Here is a 19,427-nt window from a genome sequence, read left to right as displayed (position 1 = left end):
TTACTCAACCTCTCCTTGTCCTCTATAGGGAAATAATGCTTCCGACGCTTCCATGGGCAAACTGATGTTCATTCTTGTTCCGCCTCCCGGATTGGAATCTGCTCTAATCGTCCCTCCGTGAACCTCAACGATCCCTTTGCATATAGCCAGTCCCAGTCCTGTGCCCGTCACATGACGAGAAGATTCTGATCGGTAAAACTTTTCAAAAATCCGCTCCTTGTCCACATCGGGAATACCCACGCCATTGTCCGCTACCACAATGGTCAGCCTGGCATTTCTCTCATCCCTCGTAACTGTGAGGACAATCTCGCTATAGTCAGGGGAATATTTAATCGCATTGCTGACCACATTGATCAGCACCTGTTCCAGCAGCACTTCATCTCCACATATAAATAACGGTTGGTCCGGCAAATCCACACGAATACTCCGATGCTGGCTGAATTCCCTTACTTGGGTTAACACCACGCTGATCATGTCCCCAACGTCACACCATTTCCTGCGCAGCTGCAGCATGCCGCTCTCCAGCTTCACCATGCCCAGCAAATTGGTCACCAGTCGGTTCATGCGCATGGCACCATCCCGAATATTGCCCGTCAGCTCCTTCCGATCTTCCGGGGTAAATATAGCGTCATTCTCGATCAATCCTGTAGCGGATCCAATGATCGTCGTTAAGGGCGTCCGCAGTTCGTGGGACACAGAGTCCAGCAAAGCCGTGCGAATGCGCTCTGATTCGGCAGTCATCTGTGCAACCCTTGCTTCCTCTGCCAGTTTGACGCGAGCAATTGCACTGGCAGCTAGCCCTCCACAGGCCTCCAGCAATTGCAGCTGTTCCCGCTGCTCCTGAATATCACGGGCCTCCATACGGACGGCAAGCACGCCGTGTATCTGATCTTCCGTACGCAAGGGAACGTATAGACCGGAGGATTCCCGCAGGCTGGTAGAACCTCTCCCCGCAGTTTCGCCATTCCTGTACACCCACTTGGCAATCGCGATCTCTGATTCCTCTCCACCCCAGACTGCAGTTCCCAGGTCATCGGCAGATGCCGTTACGTTCAGCTCATCATGAGCATCAGGCAAATATACGGCAGCCTGGGTACCCAGTGTATGTGATACTTGCTTCGCAATATGATGGAGCAGTGTATCCAGATCCGTGACAGCCGTCATCTGGCGGCTGAGCGCATACAATGAATTGGTAGTGGCTTCACGCTTCCTAACCATATCCAGCTGCTGACGCAAGCGACTGGAAAGGGTGGCTGTTAACACCGCTACGGCCAAATACACAATAAAGGAAAAAATATATCGCAGATCCGCAACGGTAAAACTGAGATTCGGAGGTACAAAAAAGAAGTCAAACATGATTACGCTAAGACTCGCTGCGTAGATTGCAGGGCCCAATCCCCAGTAAACGGCACTCACCAAAATGGGAAACAGGTAAATGAGTGAGACGTTAACCAGATCACTACTCATGCCGATGACATGCAGCAGTGGGGTTAACAAGGTAATGCCAATGGTTACCCATACATATTGGGGAACTCGGTGCAACCGAGGAATTCCCCTCTCTTCTGTGTTTCGTTCAGGCACAGTACTGTTCACATCCCGCTTGGATCATAATCGTAATCTGCAACTATTAATACATCCATATGTCTGGACAGCCGTACCAGCCGATTGACCACCGATCCGGCACCACGATAGCCATTTAGCCACCAAAGCCTCTTCGCTTGACCAACCACCAGCTGCGTTGCTTTTTCCTCCGCTGCCTTGCTTGCCAAAATACTTGATACTTTCCTCAGTTTCTCACTGTAATGAATATGAAATTCCCCACCCAGCCGGACGGTTAGCTGTTCCAGGGCCTCCAGCTGATCCTTAACTTCGTCACTCATTGCCCTGCCTACATGTACATGATGTACATGCCATACAGCCTTCAACCGATAGGCCGTGCGAAAACCACGGCGAATTAACCGCTCCGCATGTTTATCACTGCTTACACAGACAAAGACCGCTTCCTGTCTTCGCCAAGGTCCCCGAAGCGCACTTTTTTGCTCCTTCGCTTCCAGCCGTTCATCCACATCATCGGCCAGTTCACGCAGGGCAAGTTCCCGCAGTGCAATCAGATTACCGATGCGGAAAAAATTCGCTAGTGCCTGCTCCACCTTGGCTGCTGCATAGATTTTACCTTCCCGCATGCGCTGCCGCAAGGCCTGGGGTGCAACATCGATTAACTGCACTTCATCTGCCATTTGCAGAATCTGATCCGGTACCGTCTCCCGGACCCGAATTCCCGTAATGTGCTCTACGGCATCGTTCAGGCTTTCCAGATGCTGCACGTTAACAGTCGTGATTACCGAGATCCCTGCATCGAGCAGATGAAGCACATCTTCGTAACGTTTTTTCCTTACGCTTCCGGGCACATTGGTATGGGCCAGTTCATCCACCAACACTACTTCCGGACAAAGGCGAAGAATAGCCTCCGTATCCATCTCCTCCAATGCTACTCCCTGATATGTCCGATGATCCCGTGGAATGACAAGCAGCTGTCCGATCTGTTCCATGGTCTCGGCCCGGTTGTGCGTCTCCAGCAGGCCGATTCGAACATCAATGCCTTTGCGGAGCAGATCGTTGCCTTCCCGCAGCATCATATAGGTTTTACCTACACCCGGGGCTGCACCGATGTATACTTTGAATTTGCCTCGCTGAATCTGGCCGATCTGTTTTTTCACTTCTTGATCGCTTAATCTGCGATAGGTTGTGCTGCGGGTATCCGGCAATTTTGCGGGAAGTACTCGTTCTCCATCCAGCTCGGTTCGATCTGCAAGCAGGAACAGGTCTACCCCCTGCAGCTTGTGCAGGAGCGAGTTGATGACAGAACCTTGCCATAACTCCTGCCAGCGGGTATGACGTGAGTGACCCATCACAATTCGCGTAATCTGCTGCCTGGCAGCATAACGTGCCAAGGTGGATGGAATCCTGCGACGATGCGTCATGGGCAATTCCTCGAATGCTCCTCCGAATTTCTCCACCAGCTTGATCATGTTTCGGCGAAATACCGTGGCTTCCTTGGTTAATGCCTTCTTCATATCGCGGAACGTGACCACGCATAAATCACCATTCAGTCTCTTCGCAATCTGCTGCCCTCTCCGAATATAAATGGATCCATTCCAATGATATTGGGTCGACACCAGCACCCGTTCCATGATGCCTGTTGTCATGGTAATGCCCATCTCTTCCCGGTGTTCACGCAGGGATTCATTGACTCCTTCGGCAACGAGCTTCAGCGCCAGTTCCCGTAAAATGCCCAGGTTGCCTTGCCTTAACAAAGCCTCTCCCTCATACCCCTTCAAATGTCCTTCGGCAAGCCGGGTCAAAACCGTTTCCGGTGTCACATCGATCAGCTTCACTTCGTCAGCCAATTCAAGTGTCCCCGCAGGAACGGTATAATCTGCCGCAATACCTGTAAGTTTACGGGCCAGTTCGGTATACCCTTCCAGCTCGTAGACGTTTACCGTTGTGATCACACTGATGTTGTGTTTCAGCAGATACTGAATATCCTCCAGCCTCGTAGCATGCAGAGCGCCCTCGCGGTTTCTATGCGCCAGTCCGTCAACGAGCACCACTTCCGGATTGCGCTCCAGCAGAGCATCTATATTGAGATCCTTCATCTCCATGCCATCTCTCTGACGGTACCAGTGAATACTCGGTATCCGTTCAAGCTCACCGAGCTGTTCCACGGTTTCGGGTCTTTGCATGGTCGATACCGCGCAGATCACCACATCAATGCCTTGCTGGCGCAGCGTATTTCCTTCTCTTAACATATGATAGGTTTTGCCAGAACCGCTGACCGGACCGATATAGATGGTGAGCGTGCCCTGCTGCAGCTTCGTAATCATCTTCAGGAGGTCCTCGGCTGATCTGCGCTTGAAGCTTTCGTGCATTCGTTGATGTCTCCTTTCCACTCCCAATTTATCGAAAATGGAGAAAGCCCCTTCCGAAATCCGGAAGAAGGCCAATGATAGATAAGGCAATCCATGCCGCTTTTGACTTGAGCTCAGATATATTTCTGCAGGCTAATTGAGCTCTGCTGTCAGCGCCAGATTCAGTGCAGTCACATTGACACGAGGCTCGCCGAATATGCCGAGCTGACGCCCTTGAACATGCGCTTCCACAAGTTCTACGAGCTGCTGCTCACTCAGACCCGTTGCCTGACTAATTCGCGGAATTTGTGCTTTTGCAGCTTCAGGCGAAAGGTCAGGATCCAGACCTGAGCCCGAACCAGTCACCAGATCGGTAGGAATCTGCTGCAGTGCCGGATTTTCCTGTCTAAGCTGAGCAATCTTATCTTTCATCTCACCAATATACTCTGCTGAAGCTACAGCCCGATTGGAGCCTACCGACGCCGTCGGGTCATAACTCGCGTTGGATGCACGGGGTTGGAACATGGCCGGGGATTTTACTTCCTGTGCAAGCAGGGATGAACCGATCACTTTCCCGTTTTGGGTTATCAGGCTCCCATTCGCTTCTGCTGGAAACAGCAGCTGTGCCGCAGCAGTCGTCACCAGCGGATACACGATGCCGCAGATCAACATAAGAACAACAGACAAGCGGATGGCAGGCAGTATGGTCTTCATATCAGTCACATCCTGAATTCATTATTTGTCAATTTGAATCAATTTGTTACACTATCGCACTACGTGGTCAGAACAACCTTCCGATCGCTCTTACCCCCAGATTTTTTTGATTAAAGTTCACAAGGTGAAAATATGGGGATAAGCTTAGGCTTCCGAAGTAGCTTTCTTGCAGAAAGCTTTTAGGCGAATGCTTCGCTTCTCCAGATTTGTTCTGCCCTCTTCGTTTTCGTGTAAAAGGGAGTCCAATTTATATGAGTTAGTGTCACACCAGATGAAGCCCCGAAAGGATCAGGTCAATCAGCTTAATCCCGATAAAGGGCACGATCACGCCACCCACGCCATAGATCAATACATTTCGTCCGAGCAGCCGCTCGGCAGACATGGCCCGGTACTTTACGCCCTTCATCGCAATCGGAATAAGCAGCGGGATGATGATTGCGTTAAAGATCAATGCTGATAGAATGGCCGATTGCGGTGAAGCCAGATTCATAATATTCAGCGATTGAAGCTGCGGCATGGCGATAATAAACATCGCCGGGATAATGGCAAAGTACTTCGCAATATCATTCGATATCGAAAAGGTGGTCAGTGCGCCGCGTGTGATCAGCAGCTGTTTCCCAATGGAGACCACCGACAGCAGCTTGGTCGGGTCAGAATCCAAGTCAATCATGTTGGCGGCTTCCTTGGCCGCCATGGTACCCGAATTCATCGCCAGGCCCACATCGGCCTGCGCCAGGGCAGGCGCATCATTGGTGCCGTCGCCAGTCATGGCAACGAGCTTGCCTGCCTGCTGCTCTTTTTTGATTGCAGCAATCTTGTCTTCCGGCTTCGCTTCGGCAATAAAGTCATCCACGCCTGCTTCCAGTGCAATCGTAGCTGCCGTAAGAGGGTTGTCGCCTGTACACATGATCGTTTTGATGCCCATTGACCGCATCTCGGCAAACTTCTCCTTCAGACCGGGCTTCACTGTATCCTTCAAATAGATTACACCGTAAATCCTTTCATCGATCGCAACGGCAAGGGGAGTTCCTCCGGCCTTGGCAATGCGATTGGAGATGTCATCCAGATCCGCAGGAATTCGTGCACCCCGGGAGGCAATATGATGCTTGATGGCATCGACTGCGCCTTTACGAATCTGCATTCCGCTGCCGAGATTGAGACCTGACATACGGGTCTCGGCGGTAAACTCCACACTTTCCGCATCTGCATATTCCTGCTCAGGCCAGCGCTCACCCTGCTTGCCTGCAAGCTCCACCACGGAGCGTCCTTCCGGCGTCTCATCACGAACCGAGGCCTGCAGCGCTGCCCGGGTCATCTCCTGCACAGTCACAACCTGAACGGGAATGAACTCGGAGGCCATGCGATTTCCGTACGTAATTGTTCCGGTCTTATCCAGAATCAGCGTATCAATATCCCCTGCCGCTTCCACCGCTTTCCCTGACATCGCAAGCACGTTAAACTGCGTGACCCGGTCCATTCCGGCAATCCCGATTGCGGACAGCAGGCCGCCTATTGTTGTAGGAATAAGGCAAACCAGCAAGGCGATCAGTGTCGCCAAATCAAGACGAATGCCCAGGTAACTCGCCATCGGAACCATCGTCAGAATGACGATCAGGAAAATCAGGGTCAATACGGCCAGCAGCGTGGTCAGCGCGATTTCGTTTGGTGTTTTCTGGCGCTGCGCACCTTCAACCAGAGAGATCATCCGGTCAAGGAAGGATTCTCCCGGATCGGTCTGTACCCGCATGACGATATAGTCGGAAGTAACTCGTGTACCTCCCGTTACGGAGGAAAAATCTCCGCCAGCTTCCTTGATGACCGGTGCCGATTCACCCGTGATGGCCGATTCGTCTATGGAGGCCAATCCCTCGATAATCTCGCCGTCCGTGGGGATCAGTTCTCCTGCTTCCACGCGGACAATATCTCCCTTTTTCAACTGAGTCGATGATACTTGCCGAATTGTCCCATCCTTTTGCATCAGTTTGGCGGTCGTATCCGATTTCGTCTTGCGCAAGGTATCTGCCTGGGCTTTGCCCCGGCCTTCGGCGAGCGCTTCAGCAAAATTGGCAAACAGCAGCGTAAACAACAGGATGAGGAACACCGCCATGTTGTAACCCCGTCCCGCTTCCGATACAGTAAAAAGATTCGGATCGATACATAAGAGCAGCGTGATGAACGTACCCACTTCCACGATAAACATGACGGGATTTTTGATCATAACCATCGGATTAAGTTTCTTAAAGGCGTCCAGAGAGGCCTGCCGTACGATGTCCCCGCTTAATCTCTTTTTGCTTGGACCTTGGTGGTGGGGATTCATCTCCCTTCCCTCACCCTTTCCGCTTGGTCTGTATGTTTCTTGGTCTGTTTCTGCCATTGCTTGGTTACTTGTTCCTTCCACCATGTGTTCCTTCTTTCGCTCTATAGCACCCATTAATTTCGTGCACCTCCATGCTCAACGTCCTTGCTGTACTTCTACTATTTCATTCATAGACTGTCTGCCCGTTACCGGAGCATCGCCAAATGCTCAGCGATCGGCCCAAGCGCCAGTGATGGGAAGAAGGTGAGCGCTCCGACCACCACAATCATCATCACCAGAATCCCTGCAAATAAAGGGGTATGCGTGCGAAGTGTACCCGTTGTTACCGGAACTACTCGTTTCGTTGCCAGGGATCCTGCAATCGCGAGCATGGCAATCATGGAGATATACCTTCCCAGAAGCATCACCACACCAATGGCGATATTGTAAAAGTCCGTATTGGCATTCAGTCCGGCAAAAGCCGACCCATTATTGGCAGCACCCGATGCAAAAGCATAAAGCACTTCGGTCAGGCCATGCATGCCAGAATTCGAAATCGAGGCTACCGCTTCGGGTCGCATAAGCGCCAGCGCAGTTGGAGCCAAAATAATCAAGGGATGGATCAGCAGCGCAATCGATGCAAGCTTTACTTCTTTCCCTTCAATTTTTTTGCCCAGAAATTCAGGTGTCCGTCCTACCATCAATCCGGAGATAAACACGGCCAGAATGACGTACAGCAATCCGTTAAGCAGACCTACCCCTTTACCGCCAAAAACGTTATTGAGCATCATTTCAGCAAGTGCCACCATTCCGCCGAGCGGCGTGAGCGACTCATGCATATTGTTGACGGATCCCGTTGTCGCAGCTGTAGTCACTGCCGTGAATAACGCCGATTCGGCTATCCCAAACCTGACCTCTTTCCCCTCCATATTGCCTTGAATACCAGCGGCATCCAGCGCAGGTACACCGCGATACTCCGATACAAAAACAGTCGTGAGCATCACAAGAAACAGAAAGCTCATCGCTGCAAACAATGCCCAGCCTTGCTTCCGGTTGTTTACCATCAGTCCGAATGCATATACCAGTGCAGTGGGCAGCAGCATCATGCAGACAATGTGGACCAGATTCGCCAGCGCCGTTGGATTCTCGAAGGGATGAGCTGCATTGGTTCCAAACCAGCCGCCGCCATTCGTACCCATGTGTTTAATCGACTCGAGTGAAGCAACCAATCCGCGTGTGATCGTCTGCTCTCCGCCTTCCAGCGTGGTCGCGTTCACCGCCCCTGCAAGCGTCTGCGGCACACCCTGAAAGACCAGGAATAAAGCTACAATGAAGCTCAGCGGCAAAAAGATCCGTGTAATCGACCGCACCAGGTCGACATAGAAGTTCCCCAGTTCATCCTTCCGGCCAACCAGTCCGCGGATGAATGCAATCGCTACAGCGAAGCCTGTTGCCGCCGATGTAAACATCGGGAACGTCACGGCCAGCATCTGTGACAGATATGAGAGGGCATTCTCGCCCGTATACGACTGCCAGTTGGTGTTGGTCATGAAGGATGCTGCTGTATTAAACGCCTGCGCTGCAGGCATGTTGCTGATGCCATCCGGGTTGAGCGGCAAAAACTGCTGCAGCCGCAGCACCAGAAACATCAATATCAACATGACGAAGTTGGAAATGAGCACGGCTGAAAGGTACTTTTTCCAACCCATCGACTCATTCTCCCGAACCCCCATTAATCGATAGAGCAGTCGTTCAGGTCCACCGAAGATCCGGTCCAGTCCTGTCCGCTTGCCATCGAATACCTTGACCAGATAACTACCCACCGGTTTCACCAGCAGGATGATGATCAGCAGCGTGACCGCCACTTGTAATAAACCGCTACCCATATCCATAGTTCCTCCCTAATCTGCGATCCAAATGATTCAGAACTTCTCCGGCTTCACGAGCACATAGCCCAGATAGACCATCAGTGCCAGCACAATAATACCTATAACGGTCATATGCACCTTCCCCTCTCTGGCTATAGCCCTAGGCTCTCTCGCAGAACTTAATGAAACCCCAGAACACCACGAACAGCAGCACAACCAATCCGATCATCGCAGCATCACTCACCATATGCCCTTCCTCCCTCTCTCTACCGTTCTTTCAACCTGCTACGTGTAAAATCTTATACCTGAACGCTGTAAAAAGGGGGTAAAGAAATCCCTGCCAGGGTGTAAAAAAAACGTAAAAATAGACCCGTTTCTTCGCCAATGGCTGAAAGAAAACGGGTCTATCGGTGATCTGATCTTTATCCAAACGGATTCTGTGCCCATTGCAGCAGTCTCTTTTTCGTGATTTTGCCGTGGGATGTGTGCTTGATGACCTGCGCTTGATCCAGGAGCAGCACCTGTGGTGATTCATGATGTACCTCTGTTTCCTCCGCAATGCGGCGGGAGAGCGGGCGATTCTCGATGACTTTGACGATATGATAGTCCATCTGCTGTCTGGGATCAGAAGCGTTGGAGCCCACAAATGCCATAAACTCGCGGTACGCTCTCGCGCTGATCGGACAGGTGGTGCTGTGCTTCAGGATGAGTACGGGATGATCTTCCGAAGATTGAAGTGCCGCTTCCCAGTCTTCCTGTCTGCGGAGTTCACGGACATGTTCCGTCAACATATCTTCCGTACCAGCAATCGCCCGTTTGCTTACCACTGATCCAATCACGACGCCAAGGGCCACGCCAAAAGCAATGCCGAGGGCGAGCTGATCCGTTGCCGTACCAATACTCACTCCGAGTGCTAGACCTAACCCAAGCCATAGAGCCTGGGGATTCACTTTTTTCTCCATGGTGACCATCCTTTCAGAGGATATGTATAATAAGGTTCTATAACAAATTTCTGTCCTGTATTCTTCTCAAATTATACCATAGGCATGCCTTGGATCGACTTTTATAAAATGCATCTCCGGGTATATACTTGTGATACACTGATTGTAAATTGGAAACGATGAATGGAGAAACAATGGGAAAGGCGGAATCACGATATGACATATGCTTTTATGATAGAGCCTCAGCATTATATTCCCCTGGACAACGATGAGGAACTCATTGAAAAGTGCCAGGAGTGGGGCCTGCTTTCCGGCAAAGCAACCAAGCTCAAAACGTTCTACTATAAAGGAAACGGACTGAACACCCCGTGTACCATCATTGGTTATGTGGATCATATGGCAGCCGTCATCCAACTGGATAATGAACAGAAACACTGCATTCATCCCTCTTATCTGAAAGAGATGCAAGCGTCGAGCTACAATGTAAGACCCGTGACGGCAGCAGAAACAGATAAGGCGAGTGAGCCATTGAACGGTTCCCGGACAGAGGACACAGCTCATGCTGTTACTGCTTCAGTCGACATGGATGCCATATCCGATTCAGACGATATTCCATCTAATCTGAATGACATGGACATCGATGCCGGGGAAAGCCATTCCGGACTGAAAGGTGACCCGGATGGACTCGTAGAGGAATATGTTGGCCCACAAGGCGGGACAAGCAGTGAAGCGAAACCGAAGGCGAAGACGGCAAGCAAGGCGAAATCGGTCAAGATTGACCTGCCTGAAGGCAAAGTGAAAATGACTGCAGTCGTCAAGGAATTTACAACGGTTCCAAACCATTTCTCCGACAATGATGATGAAGTCATCGTTTATGAAGGCGTGGCCATCACCGAGCCTGATCACGTTGAACTTGGTGAAGCCTGGTCCAGCCATAGTGCCACGATGAAGAAGCAGGAGCTTGAAGTCGGGGATGTCCTTACTTTTGAAGCAAAGATCATTAAGAAGAAGCTCACTCGAAATCCGGTGCCCTATAAGATCAACAATCCTTCCAAGATTCAAAAGCAAGTTTAGGCCAAAAAGACCTCTAGCCCGTGATGAACTCAGGCAGTGGAGGTCTTTGCTTTTTTTATGAATAGAGCGAAGATAAATGGTTATGCTTGGCCAGGTGTACAGCTAATTTGGAACTGAACGCCGTACTTGTCGGTAACCATGCCGTATGCCGGGCTCCAGAATGTCTCCTGGATTGGCATTTTCACCTCTCCGCCATCTTCGAGCTTGTTGAAAATGTGCTTGGCTTCATCTGCGGTATCCGTATTCACGGTAACACTAATGTTGTTACCAATGACATGAGGCATGCCCGGGAACGTATCCGACAGCATGAGCACAGAGCCCCCGATCTGCAGAGAAGCATGCATGATGCGATCCTTGGCTTCTGGCGGAATCGGATGATCCGGACTTGACGGACCTTCACCGAATGTCTGAATTGCCAACACTTCTGCGTTGAAAACCTCTTTGTAGAACGCCACTGCTTCCTTCCCGTTTCCATCCGTTACAAGATACACATTCAAACTAATCGCCATGCGTTCTTCATCTCCTTAAGCTCATGTTTTGACAACCATTCCTGCCGCTTGCGACATGAGTATATAGGACAGGTTGTCCTTTGACAAGCAGGTATTTCCTTCTTTTAAAGCAATACCCTAACCGGTCCGATCTTATCCCCGGACTCTCCTGAGATAAGGGGCATATACTCCATTTATTGAAATAAAAAACAACCACCTACCGAACTCGTGTCGGTAAGATGGCTGATATAAGGACTATATGGATTTGTTCTTCTTGACGATGTCGGCAATTTCGCTCTCCAGCAGCAAATACCGATGCACGCTTCGCATAATGGGCACCTTGGTTAACTTGTTTTTATCCACATACAGTTTCATTTGGTCTTTTGATAAACCAAGCAGCGTGCCTGCTTCAGAAACGGTCAATACAACCTCGGGGTTGGTGGCGTTAAATGTCTTCTTCACTTTCTGATTCCAGTCCTCAAATACCTGCATAGATCAGTGATCTCTCCTATCCATAGCCAGTATATTTCCAGGCTGAATAGATTCAGTATACCACACTTGTGATCTTCGTCACTTGATCCTTGCACAAAACCAATATATGTTAGCTTTACCGAGAGTACACTCGCAGATCAGTCGGCACAAATACAATCGTATGAAACAGCCAAAAAAGCCACTTTAAAGTAAAGTGGCCCGAAATATATAACCGAATGATTGCCTTATGCTTCTTCCCAAAATCGGCGCAGGTTGTCCATCGCAATCCGGGAGGCGGACTTACACTCTTCCATGCCTTCGAATTCCACCGTAATGTTGCCATCGTAACCAAAATCCTTGATCAGTTTCACAATTTTCCGGATCGGGATATCTCCATGCCCCACAATGGCTCCGCGCAGAAAATTGCCATGAGTTGTGGTGAACCAATCACCGCCACCCGGATGTTCATCAAATGGACGGAAATAAAAGTCCTTGAAATGAACCAGGGAGGCGTAAGGCAAATTCTTCATCACACCAATTATCGGATTCTCATCCACACACATGAAGTTGCCGATATCCAACGTCGTTTTAAAATTAGGGCGGTCCACAGCCTGCAGCACTCGCTGCACACGATCACTCGCCTGCACACTGAAGCCGTGGTTCTCAATCGTCGTTGTAATGCCGAACTGTGCGGCATAGTCTGCGATAATCTGGCTTCCCCGAACCATGAGCGGCAGATGCTGCTCAAACCAGGCAATGGTCATGTTTTCTTTCGGCAAGGTAAAGGCCGTCACGTCATGACGCATATGTTTGACACCCATTCGGTGCACGACATCGACATGCCTTTTGACCCGGGCCATTTCTTCCTCAAAAGCTTCTTCCGTCTCCTGCACAAAATTGGCTGGCATCGAATAATTGGACAGCTCTATGCCTGCGGAAGCGGCACGCTCCCGAATCGCATCAGCCAGCTCCGGGTTATCTTCCACCGTGTAGCCGTACGGGACCATTTCCATATGCTCGCCGCCATTTGCCGCAATCCAGTCGATCACGTCCAGAACCGTCATCTCGCCCGACTTCAAATCGTTCAACAAGCTATACGTACTCAGGCCCACTTTCATCTTCTCAGCTCCCTAACGGTATTGTTTGATAAATTCAACTGCCTTGCGGATATCCTGTTCAGGCTGATCGCCGACTTCGCGCTCAATCGTCAGGTACCCTGTATAACCAATCTCCTGAAGAGCCGCGAAATAGCTGTTAAAATCCACTCCGCCCTCTCCGAGCGGCACCTCACGGAAAAAGGTACCTGAGGATACCATTTCGGCAATTTTCTCATGATCCATCGGCGCATACCCCACTGCACCGTATACATCCCTTGGGTCGACTTCCTTCAGGCGTACACCATCCTTCACATGGGTATGTACGATGTAGTCCTTCAGCAGACGCACACCCTGAGCCGGGTCATCCCCTGTCACCATCACCATGTTAGCTGGGTCAAAATTGACCGAAACCCCGTTCGTTGAGAGGGTATCGAGAAATCCTTTCAGATCAGCTGCTGTCTCCGGTCCTGTCTCAATTGCAAAGTACGCCCCTGCACTTTTTGCATATTGACCAAGCTCTTCACATGCTGCGTGCAGCGTAGCATATACCTCTGAGGCAGGGTCATGCGGGACAATGCCAATGTGGGTCGTGACAATATGGGTACCCAGATCAAGAGCCAGGTCCACGATGCGCTTGGACTTCTCGACTTTCCATAGGTTATCTTCCTTCACCTGAAATCCGTGACCACCCAGGTCGCCGACCAGAGCTGAAATTTCAAGACCGAGGGAATCGATGTAGCTTTTTAGCTCCTTGCGTGCTGCGGGAGACAGATTTTCCGGATCCATCTCTCCCTTGACTGCATAGATTTGCACCCCTTCAGCACCCACATCCTTGGCCTTTTTCAGCCCTTCACGCACACCTACGCCGAAGCTATCCACGATTACACCGATCTTGTTCGTTAATGTCATGTCATGCCCTCCCGTGAATTGGTATTTTCAAAACAGGATACTGTCTGAGCCGATAATCAGATGATATGAACGTCCATGATAGAGAAGCGAATCTTCCTCGACTCTTCCTCATCATAACTAAAGTATGAGTCGCCGTCACATATCAATCAGGCATTTTTTTATATCCTTTTACGTCATTTACCGTGTAGGTTCCAAGCAGCCTGTCTAGGCAATGCCTGGCTAATCCTTAATCAACAGGATTAAGTTTCACCGATTTGATCTCATAAGGTCTAAATGTTAGCTCGAATGCGCCTTTCTGAGAAGCAAGCGGATGTATTTCATCCTCCAACAGGTTAACAATTGACGCCTCTACATTCTGGTCTTTCCACTGGGCCTTTACCGTCTCCCGGCCCCCTGACGATTCATAGAAACGAAGTATCGTTCCCGTACCATCTTCCGAGGCCTTCACCGTATCCAGGATGACATGCTTGCTCTGGTAATCAATCCAGGTGTGCTCCGCAGGTAGGACGCCCGCATGTCTGCCTGCAGCAACGGCCTGAACCGGATGATTCAGCTCCATCGCCTGACGTACAACTCCAGCTTCCCGCCAATCGCCCTGGTGGGGCAATACTGAATACGTAAATTCATGTTCGCCCTGATCGGCATGTTCATCCGGCCACTTCGGAGCACGCAGCAGAGACAGGCGAATGGTCCGATCCTTGATGTCGTATCCATATTTGCAGTCATTCAGCAGACTTACTCCGCTATTGCCCTCAGAGATATCCGCCCAGCGATGCCCGCAGACCTCAAACTGTGCCTGTTCCCAGCTGGTGTTGTTATGTGTGGGGCGTTCCAGCGCACCAAACGGGATTTCATACGTTGCTTTCGCAGCCACCAAATCCACCGGGAAGGCTACCTTGAGCAGCTTATGACTCTCATTCCAGCTGACCTTGGTCTGGAAATCCACACGGCGCTGATGACGATAAAATACGATATCCTGGCTGATGTCTGATTCGTTCAGCTTCCAGCGAAACCGCAGTACATCCTTGGCTGCGCCCCGCTGTACAATCTCCTTCGAGATTAGCTGAACCTTGCCTGCAGGCTGAGATTCGAACCTCGGATCAATGTCCCATGCATCCCAGTAGGTTGGCTTGTCGTGGAAAAATTGCAGCTCATTAGCCTTGTCGCCTGGCTTCAACCACTCCCGACCCACAGATTTGTCGTACCATCTGGTAATCTCGCCGATCTCGTTGAATTCAACCATATAAAATGGGGTCTCCCAACTGGAAGGGAAAGAGTCCTCCATCCATGCAGCCGGAGCAGAATGCTTGTCTGGGCGAAGCCATATCGTCGTATAACCAAACGCAGGGATGGATGGGATAACGACAGACAGGGTCCGTACGTCTTCCTTTTCCACCGGATCACTATCCATCCGATTACCGTTCTGGTCAAACGCTGCCATGCCGCTGAGTTCAGTACCCCCGCTAAGGGTCACCACTTCTCCTCGCTCCCAGCCCAAACTGTTAAATATGACATACGGGATGCCTTCCCATCCATCCGTTGCTATGCGCTCTGCAAGGCTGCCGAGTGAATCGTTCAGAGCTGACGTGCCCAGCTCAAACACCTTCGTGTACTCTTCTGCAGACGTAACGTAAGCTTCCGGAATGGATGTTCCAGGGATAATATCATGGAACTGATTCAGCATCATCAGCTTCCATCCGTCGTCCAGGTTGCTCTTGATCTGCTCTGCTTCAATCCCTGCAAACTGCCCCCAGATTTCTGCATCCCGATACAGCACCTCAGCCTTGCGATTGCTGCGTTTATTTCGCGCATGCGTCGTATATGTTCCGCGATGCAGTTCCAGATACAGGTCGCCATGCCATTTCGGTAATGCTGGATTGCTGGCTGAAATCTCTTCAAAAAAGGCCTGAGCCGTGCTGAATGTGCTGATTGGCTGACCGACCATGAACTGGGCGCGCTCCGCGAACTCAACCATCTCATGTGTAACCCCGCCCCCACCGTCTCCATGTCCATAGAGCAGCATCTGCTCCGGATGCAGATCCTTCTGTTTATAGGATTGCCAGTGTTCATCCACATCCTTGGGACGCGTATGCTCATTCACCCCGTGATTGAGATACGCCAGCACTGAGGTACCGTCTATGCCTACCCAGTCGAACAGGTCGTAAGGGAACGCATTGGTGTCATTCCAGTTGAGCTTGGTGGTCATAAAATAGGGAACATTCGCAAGCTGAAGTATTTGCGGCAGGGACGCACAGTAGCCAAAAGTGTCCGGCAGCCATTCGATGCTGGAGCGCTTGCCAAACTCCTCCTGGTAGAAGTTCTGTCCGTACAGAATCTGTCGTACCAGGGACTCTCCGCTCGGGATATTCAAGTCCGGTTCTACCCACATGCCACCGACGAGTTCCCATCGACCCTCGGCAATGCGAGCCTTCACCCGTTCGTACAGATCTGGATAATGCTCCTTCACGAAGGCGTATAGCTGAGGCTGGCTCTGTGAATACACGAACCCCGGATGTTCGTCCATTAGGGTACACATCGTGGAGAAGGTACGGCTGGACTTGCGCACGGTTTCCCGAACTGGCCAGAGCCAGGCGATATCAATATGTGACTGTCCCACTAGATGCATGAATCCATCCCGTTCTTCTTCCGGGTCCTGCTCCTGTACGGACTGTGCAAGTGATTGTTCGAAGCCCTGCACCCACGCTGGCTCTTCCCAACGCTTCGGCTCGTTGTACATCTCATCCATGACTTGGTGAATGGCCCGAACCAGCCGGATACGCTTCAGATCTTTTTCAGGCAGCGCCTTTAGCGATTCTGTAAGCACCGTTACGCTATACATGAGGCTTTGCAGCGGACGATTGATATGTACGAGGGCTGAACGTATTCCCCGAATCGGCGGCTGTATGACCGCCTGGCGATTCAGTGGATCATGCGGCTCCGGAATAGGATCATACAGCTCAATCTCCAGCAGGGGTGATTCGCCAACCCGGCTTCGGGGAAGCGGGACCAGCCAATGATTGCGATCCAGTCCGTGATACGGCTTGCCGTTCACCTTCAGCAACCCTTCACCACCCGCTTCAAAAGTCAAAGCAATGGCATGATCCTCCCAATCGCCAGGGATTTCAATGAGCTTGCTCATAAAATATGTCGTTCCATGTGTACTATGAAGGGGATTTACAGATTGGACGGAGGCCTCTTCCTGCTCCATCCGGTATTCCCCAGGCCGTATATATCTGGCCTTCTGCATCTGCCATTCGGGCAGCTCCACCTTCGCTAACCATTGCTGCTGAGACATATCCTCTATAAATCGGCTTATCCGAATCATACCGGTCCCACCTCACTTTGCACTTGTAAATCGCATGCCTTCCACTTCTTAGAGCTGCTGCCAACCATCAGACGGAACTTGCCCGGCTCAACCACCCACTGATAGCGGGAGTCCATGAGCTCCAGGTGCTCTGCATTCACGGTAAAAGTAACCGTTTGGGTCTGTCCGGGCTCCAGATAGATCTTGCGAAAACCCTTAAGTGACATTTCCGGCCGAGTGACGGAAGCAGCTTCGTCCGTTATATAGAATTGCACAACCTCAGCTCCGGCTACCTTACCCGTATTCGTGACCTCCACCTGAACCTCAGCCTCACCATTCGGTTCGATCATTTCAGGCACAACTCTCACATGGTCATACTCGAATTCGGTATAGCTGAGTCCGAAGCCAAACGGATATTGCGGCTCCAGATCCATCTCCAAATATCTCTTCCCCCGCGTACGTCTGGCATTATAAACGACGGGGAGCTGTCCGACATGTTTTGGAATGGAGATCGTCAGACGCCCCGACGGATTCACATCTCCAAACAGAATGTCTGCCACCGCATTACCGCCCTCCTGTCCCGGGTACCAAGCCTCCAAAATGGCATGCACATGCTCGTCGATCCACGGCTCTGCAATAGGTCGCCCGTTTATATATACGACAACCACGGGTTTGCCCAGCTTATATACCTCCTGCATCAACTCCAGCTGCACACCCATCAGATTCAGCGATGAACGGTCGATACCTTCACCACATTCCATATCATTCCATGGATTATCCGTTACAACCGATGCACCCGTTCGCAGATCAATTGTGCCTTCCCCGAAGTCGCGAGCGCTTGATCCACCCATAACCATCACAATGACGTCGGCCTGTTCAGCACAAGCGAGCGCTTGCGCAAAGCCCTCTTTGGAATCACCTTTGATCCGGCAGCCGGGCGCATACAGGATTTGATCTGCCTGAGCACCAACCTTGCGGCGAATGCCTTCCAGCACCGTAACGATCTGTCCACTTGGTTGTGGTGAGGTGTAGTCTCCCAGCTGGTTATACGTATGATTGGCGTTCGGACCCAGTACCGCGATCTTCGGATTCGTCTTGCTGAGCGGAAGGAGATTCTCCTCATTTTTGAGCAAAACAATCCCTTCCTGGGCTGCCTTCCTTGCCAGCTCCACATGCTCTTCGCAACCGATCACTCGCTCCGCAAAGTCTGGGTCGACATAAGGCTGCTCGAACAGCCCCAATCTAAACTTTATCTCCAGAATCCGCCATACCGCTGTATCGAGATCCTGATGACGAATCAATCCCTGCTCGAGTGCCTTCGCCAGATGTTTACGATACATGAATCCGGACATCTCCATGTCCACACCCGCTTGAAGGGACTGAGCTACAGCCTGCTCCCCGTTCTCGGCTGTGTTGTGTCCGCTAACCAGCATCTGAATGGCACCAAAGTCGGTGATGACAAACCCCTCAAAGCCCCACTGCTCGCGCAGGAGATCATTCAACAGATACGTGCTGGAAGTGCACGGTACACCATCAATCTCGTTGTACGCAGTCATCACAGAGCATGCGCCGGCCTCTACCGCCTTTTTGAAAGGCAGCAGGTCTACCTCGTGCAGCTCGCGCTGACCCATATGCACAGGAGCGGCATTACGCCCTCCTTCCGAGCTTCCATAGCCCGCAAAATGCTTCAGCGTTGCCATAATGGTCCGGTCCGAATCGAGACGTTCCCCCTGTAATCCCCTGATCGCTTCCACAGCCAACTCACCAATCAGATACGGGTCTTCGGCAAAACACTCCTCGGTTCGTCCCCATCTTGGGTCCCGCACCACATCCAGCACAGGCGAATAGGTTGCCGCTCCGCCCTGGCTGCGAGTCTCGACTGCAATGGCCTCACACATCTTGCGATACAATTCCGTGTTCCACGTGCTTCCTACGGTCAGCGGCACCGGAAATACCGTTGCCCCGATCGCCATATGGCCATGCGAGCATTCCTCCCCGAACAAAATGGGAATGCCCAGACGCGAGTTTTCAATCGCATAGCGCTGAATTTCATTGGTGGCAGCCGCTCCCTGGCCCGGGGTCAACCCGGTCTCCAGTGTTACCTCGGTCCACGGGTCGGCACGAAGCAAGCCGTATAGAGAACCAACACCACCTTGCGCAATATTTTCTTTGAATTCCTCCGTCACTTGTACGGTGCCATCCGACTCTTTCCGGTATGTCTTCCAGCCCATCGGCTGGATTAGCTGCCCAATTTTCTCTTCCGTAGTCATCTGTTCAAGCAAATTCTGTACCCGCTCGGGGATCGGTAACGAAGCATCTCTATAATCCATGTGCACATTCTCCTTATGCATTTGGCT

14 protein-coding genes are annotated in these 19,427 nt (G+C 51.2%); 1 reads left to right on the top strand and 13 read right to left on the bottom strand.

The genetic code is table 11. From position 1 onward, the window contains the following. The 7 genes from F4V51_RS01210 to ytxJ form a co-directional block, all read right to left on the bottom strand. On the bottom strand, positions 1-1,542 hold the full coding sequence (locus F4V51_RS01210) for an ATP-binding protein (RefSeq protein ID WP_236146673.1): 1,542 nt from the start codon (positions 1,540-1,542) through the stop codon (positions 1-3). A gap of 47 nt (positions 1,543-1,589) precedes the next feature. Continuing rightward, the gene (locus F4V51_RS01205) at positions 1,590-3,929 is read right to left on the bottom strand and encodes a histidine kinase (protein WP_153976540.1); all 2,340 of its coding nucleotides are present in this window, start codon (positions 3,927-3,929) and stop codon (positions 1,590-1,592) included. A gap of 132 nt (positions 3,930-4,061) precedes the next feature. Continuing rightward, positions 4,062-4,622 (bottom strand): potassium-transporting ATPase subunit KdpC, encoded by a 561-nt coding sequence (gene kdpC / locus F4V51_RS01200; protein WP_153976539.1) that lies wholly within the window; start codon positions 4,620-4,622, stop codon positions 4,062-4,064. Positions 4,623-4,884: 262 nt separating this feature from the next. Beyond that, positions 4,885-6,939, bottom strand: a complete 2,055-nt coding sequence (gene kdpB / locus F4V51_RS01195) for a potassium-transporting ATPase subunit KdpB (RefSeq protein WP_153980514.1) — start codon at positions 6,937-6,939, stop codon at positions 4,885-4,887. Between the two features lie 185 nt (positions 6,940-7,124). After that, positions 7,125-8,804 carry a potassium-transporting ATPase subunit KdpA gene (gene kdpA, locus F4V51_RS01190; RefSeq protein WP_153976538.1) on the bottom strand — a complete coding sequence of 560 codons (1,680 nt, stop codon included), beginning with the start codon at positions 8,802-8,804 and terminating at the stop codon, positions 7,125-7,127. 36 nt (positions 8,805-8,840) lie between these two features. Next, the gene (locus F4V51_RS29450) at positions 8,841-8,918 is read right to left on the bottom strand and encodes a potassium-transporting ATPase subunit F (RefSeq protein WP_141236996.1); all 78 of its coding nucleotides are present in this window, start codon (positions 8,916-8,918) and stop codon (positions 8,841-8,843) included. Positions 8,919-9,208: 290 nt separating this feature from the next. Beyond that, positions 9,209-9,748, bottom strand: a complete 540-nt coding sequence (gene ytxJ, locus F4V51_RS01180; RefSeq protein ID WP_236146672.1) for a bacillithiol system redox-active protein YtxJ — start codon at positions 9,746-9,748, stop codon at positions 9,209-9,211. A gap of 195 nt (positions 9,749-9,943) precedes the next feature. On the opposite strand from ytxJ, the gene F4V51_RS01175 reads away from it, so the two are divergent. Continuing rightward, the gene (locus F4V51_RS01175) at positions 9,944-10,801 is read left to right on the top strand and encodes a hypothetical protein (RefSeq protein ID WP_153976537.1); all 858 of its coding nucleotides are present in this window, start codon (positions 9,944-9,946) and stop codon (positions 10,799-10,801) included. 80 nt (positions 10,802-10,881) lie between these two features. Here the strand turns inward: F4V51_RS01175 and F4V51_RS01170 are convergent, their stop codons facing one another. The 6 genes from F4V51_RS01170 to F4V51_RS01145 all read right to left on the bottom strand — a co-directional run bounded on the left by F4V51_RS01170 (position 10,882) and on the right by F4V51_RS01145 (position 19,400). Continuing rightward, on the bottom strand, positions 10,882-11,310 hold the full coding sequence (locus F4V51_RS01170; RefSeq protein ID WP_127540525.1) for a VOC family protein: 429 nt from the start codon (positions 11,308-11,310) through the stop codon (positions 10,882-10,884). A 234-nt stretch (positions 11,311-11,544) separates the two neighbouring features. Beyond that, positions 11,545-11,781, bottom strand: coding sequence for a DNA-binding protein (locus tag F4V51_RS01165; protein ID WP_095293111.1), 237 nt, complete (start codon positions 11,779-11,781; stop codon positions 11,545-11,547). Between the two features lie 224 nt (positions 11,782-12,005). Further along, positions 12,006-12,878 carry a sugar phosphate isomerase/epimerase family protein gene (locus F4V51_RS01160; RefSeq protein WP_153976536.1) on the bottom strand — a complete coding sequence of 291 codons (873 nt, stop codon included), beginning with the start codon at positions 12,876-12,878 and terminating at the stop codon, positions 12,006-12,008. A gap of 12 nt (positions 12,879-12,890) precedes the next feature. Continuing rightward, positions 12,891-13,766 (bottom strand): sugar phosphate isomerase/epimerase family protein, encoded by an 876-nt coding sequence (locus tag F4V51_RS01155; protein ID WP_153976535.1) that lies wholly within the window; start codon positions 13,764-13,766, stop codon positions 12,891-12,893. 226 nt (positions 13,767-13,992) lie between these two features. Then, positions 13,993-17,091: an alpha-mannosidase gene (locus F4V51_RS01150; RefSeq protein WP_153976534.1), complete on the bottom strand. Its 3,099-nt coding sequence runs from the start codon at positions 17,089-17,091 to the stop codon at positions 13,993-13,995. Continuing rightward, positions 17,088-19,400, bottom strand: coding sequence for a glycoside hydrolase family 3 N-terminal domain-containing protein (locus F4V51_RS01145; RefSeq protein ID WP_153976533.1), 2,313 nt, complete (start codon positions 19,398-19,400; stop codon positions 17,088-17,090). The genes F4V51_RS01150 and F4V51_RS01145 overlap by 4 nt, the downstream gene beginning before the upstream one ends. Between the last annotated feature and the right edge of the window lie 27 nt (positions 19,401-19,427).

This window comes from Paenibacillus xylanilyticus, assembly GCF_009664365.1.
In the GTDB taxonomy this organism is placed as follows: domain Bacteria; phylum Bacillota; class Bacilli; order Paenibacillales; family Paenibacillaceae; genus Paenibacillus; species Paenibacillus xylanilyticus_A.
Note: the sequence above shows the minus strand (reverse complement) of the source record. Positions and strands in the feature narration are given on the sequence as shown.

Coding starts and splice junctions, on each gene's coding strand:
- F4V51_RS01205 (WP_153976540.1), bottom strand. CDS start 3,929: ATGCACGAAAGCTTCAAGCGCAGATCAGCCGAGGACCTCCTGAAGATG.
- kdpC (WP_153976539.1), bottom strand. CDS start 4,622: ATGAAGACCATACTGCCTGCCATCCGCTTGTCTGTTGTTCTTATGTTG.
- kdpB (WP_153980514.1), bottom strand. CDS start 6,939: ATGAATCCCCACCACCAAGGTCCAAGCAAAAAGAGATTAAGCGGGGAC.
- kdpA (WP_153976538.1), bottom strand. CDS start 8,804: ATGGGTAGCGGTTTATTACAAGTGGCGGTCACGCTGCTGATCATCATC.
- F4V51_RS29450 (WP_141236996.1), bottom strand. CDS start 8,918: ATGACCGTTATAGGTATTATTGTGCTGGCACTGATGGTCTATCTGGGC.
- ytxJ (WP_236146672.1), bottom strand. CDS start 9,748: ATGGAGAAAAAAGTGAATCCCCAGGCTCTATGGCTTGGGTTAGGTCTA.
- F4V51_RS01175 (WP_153976537.1), top strand. CDS start 9,944: ATGACATATGCTTTTATGATAGAGCCTCAGCATTATATTCCCCTGGAC.
- F4V51_RS01170 (WP_127540525.1), bottom strand. CDS start 11,310: ATGGCGATTAGTTTGAATGTGTATCTTGTAACGGATGGAAACGGGAAG.
- F4V51_RS01165 (WP_095293111.1), bottom strand. CDS start 11,781: ATGCAGGTATTTGAGGACTGGAATCAGAAAGTGAAGAAGACATTTAAC.
- F4V51_RS01160 (WP_153976536.1), bottom strand. CDS start 12,878: ATGAAAGTGGGCCTGAGTACGTATAGCTTGTTGAACGATTTGAAGTCG.
- F4V51_RS01155 (WP_153976535.1), bottom strand. CDS start 13,766: ATGACATTAACGAACAAGATCGGTGTAATCGTGGATAGCTTCGGCGTA.
- F4V51_RS01150 (WP_153976534.1), bottom strand. CDS start 17,091: ATGATTCGGATAAGCCGATTTATAGAGGATATGTCTCAGCAGCAATGG.
- F4V51_RS01145 (WP_153976533.1), bottom strand. CDS start 19,400: ATGGATTATAGAGATGCTTCGTTACCGATCCCCGAGCGGGTACAGAAT.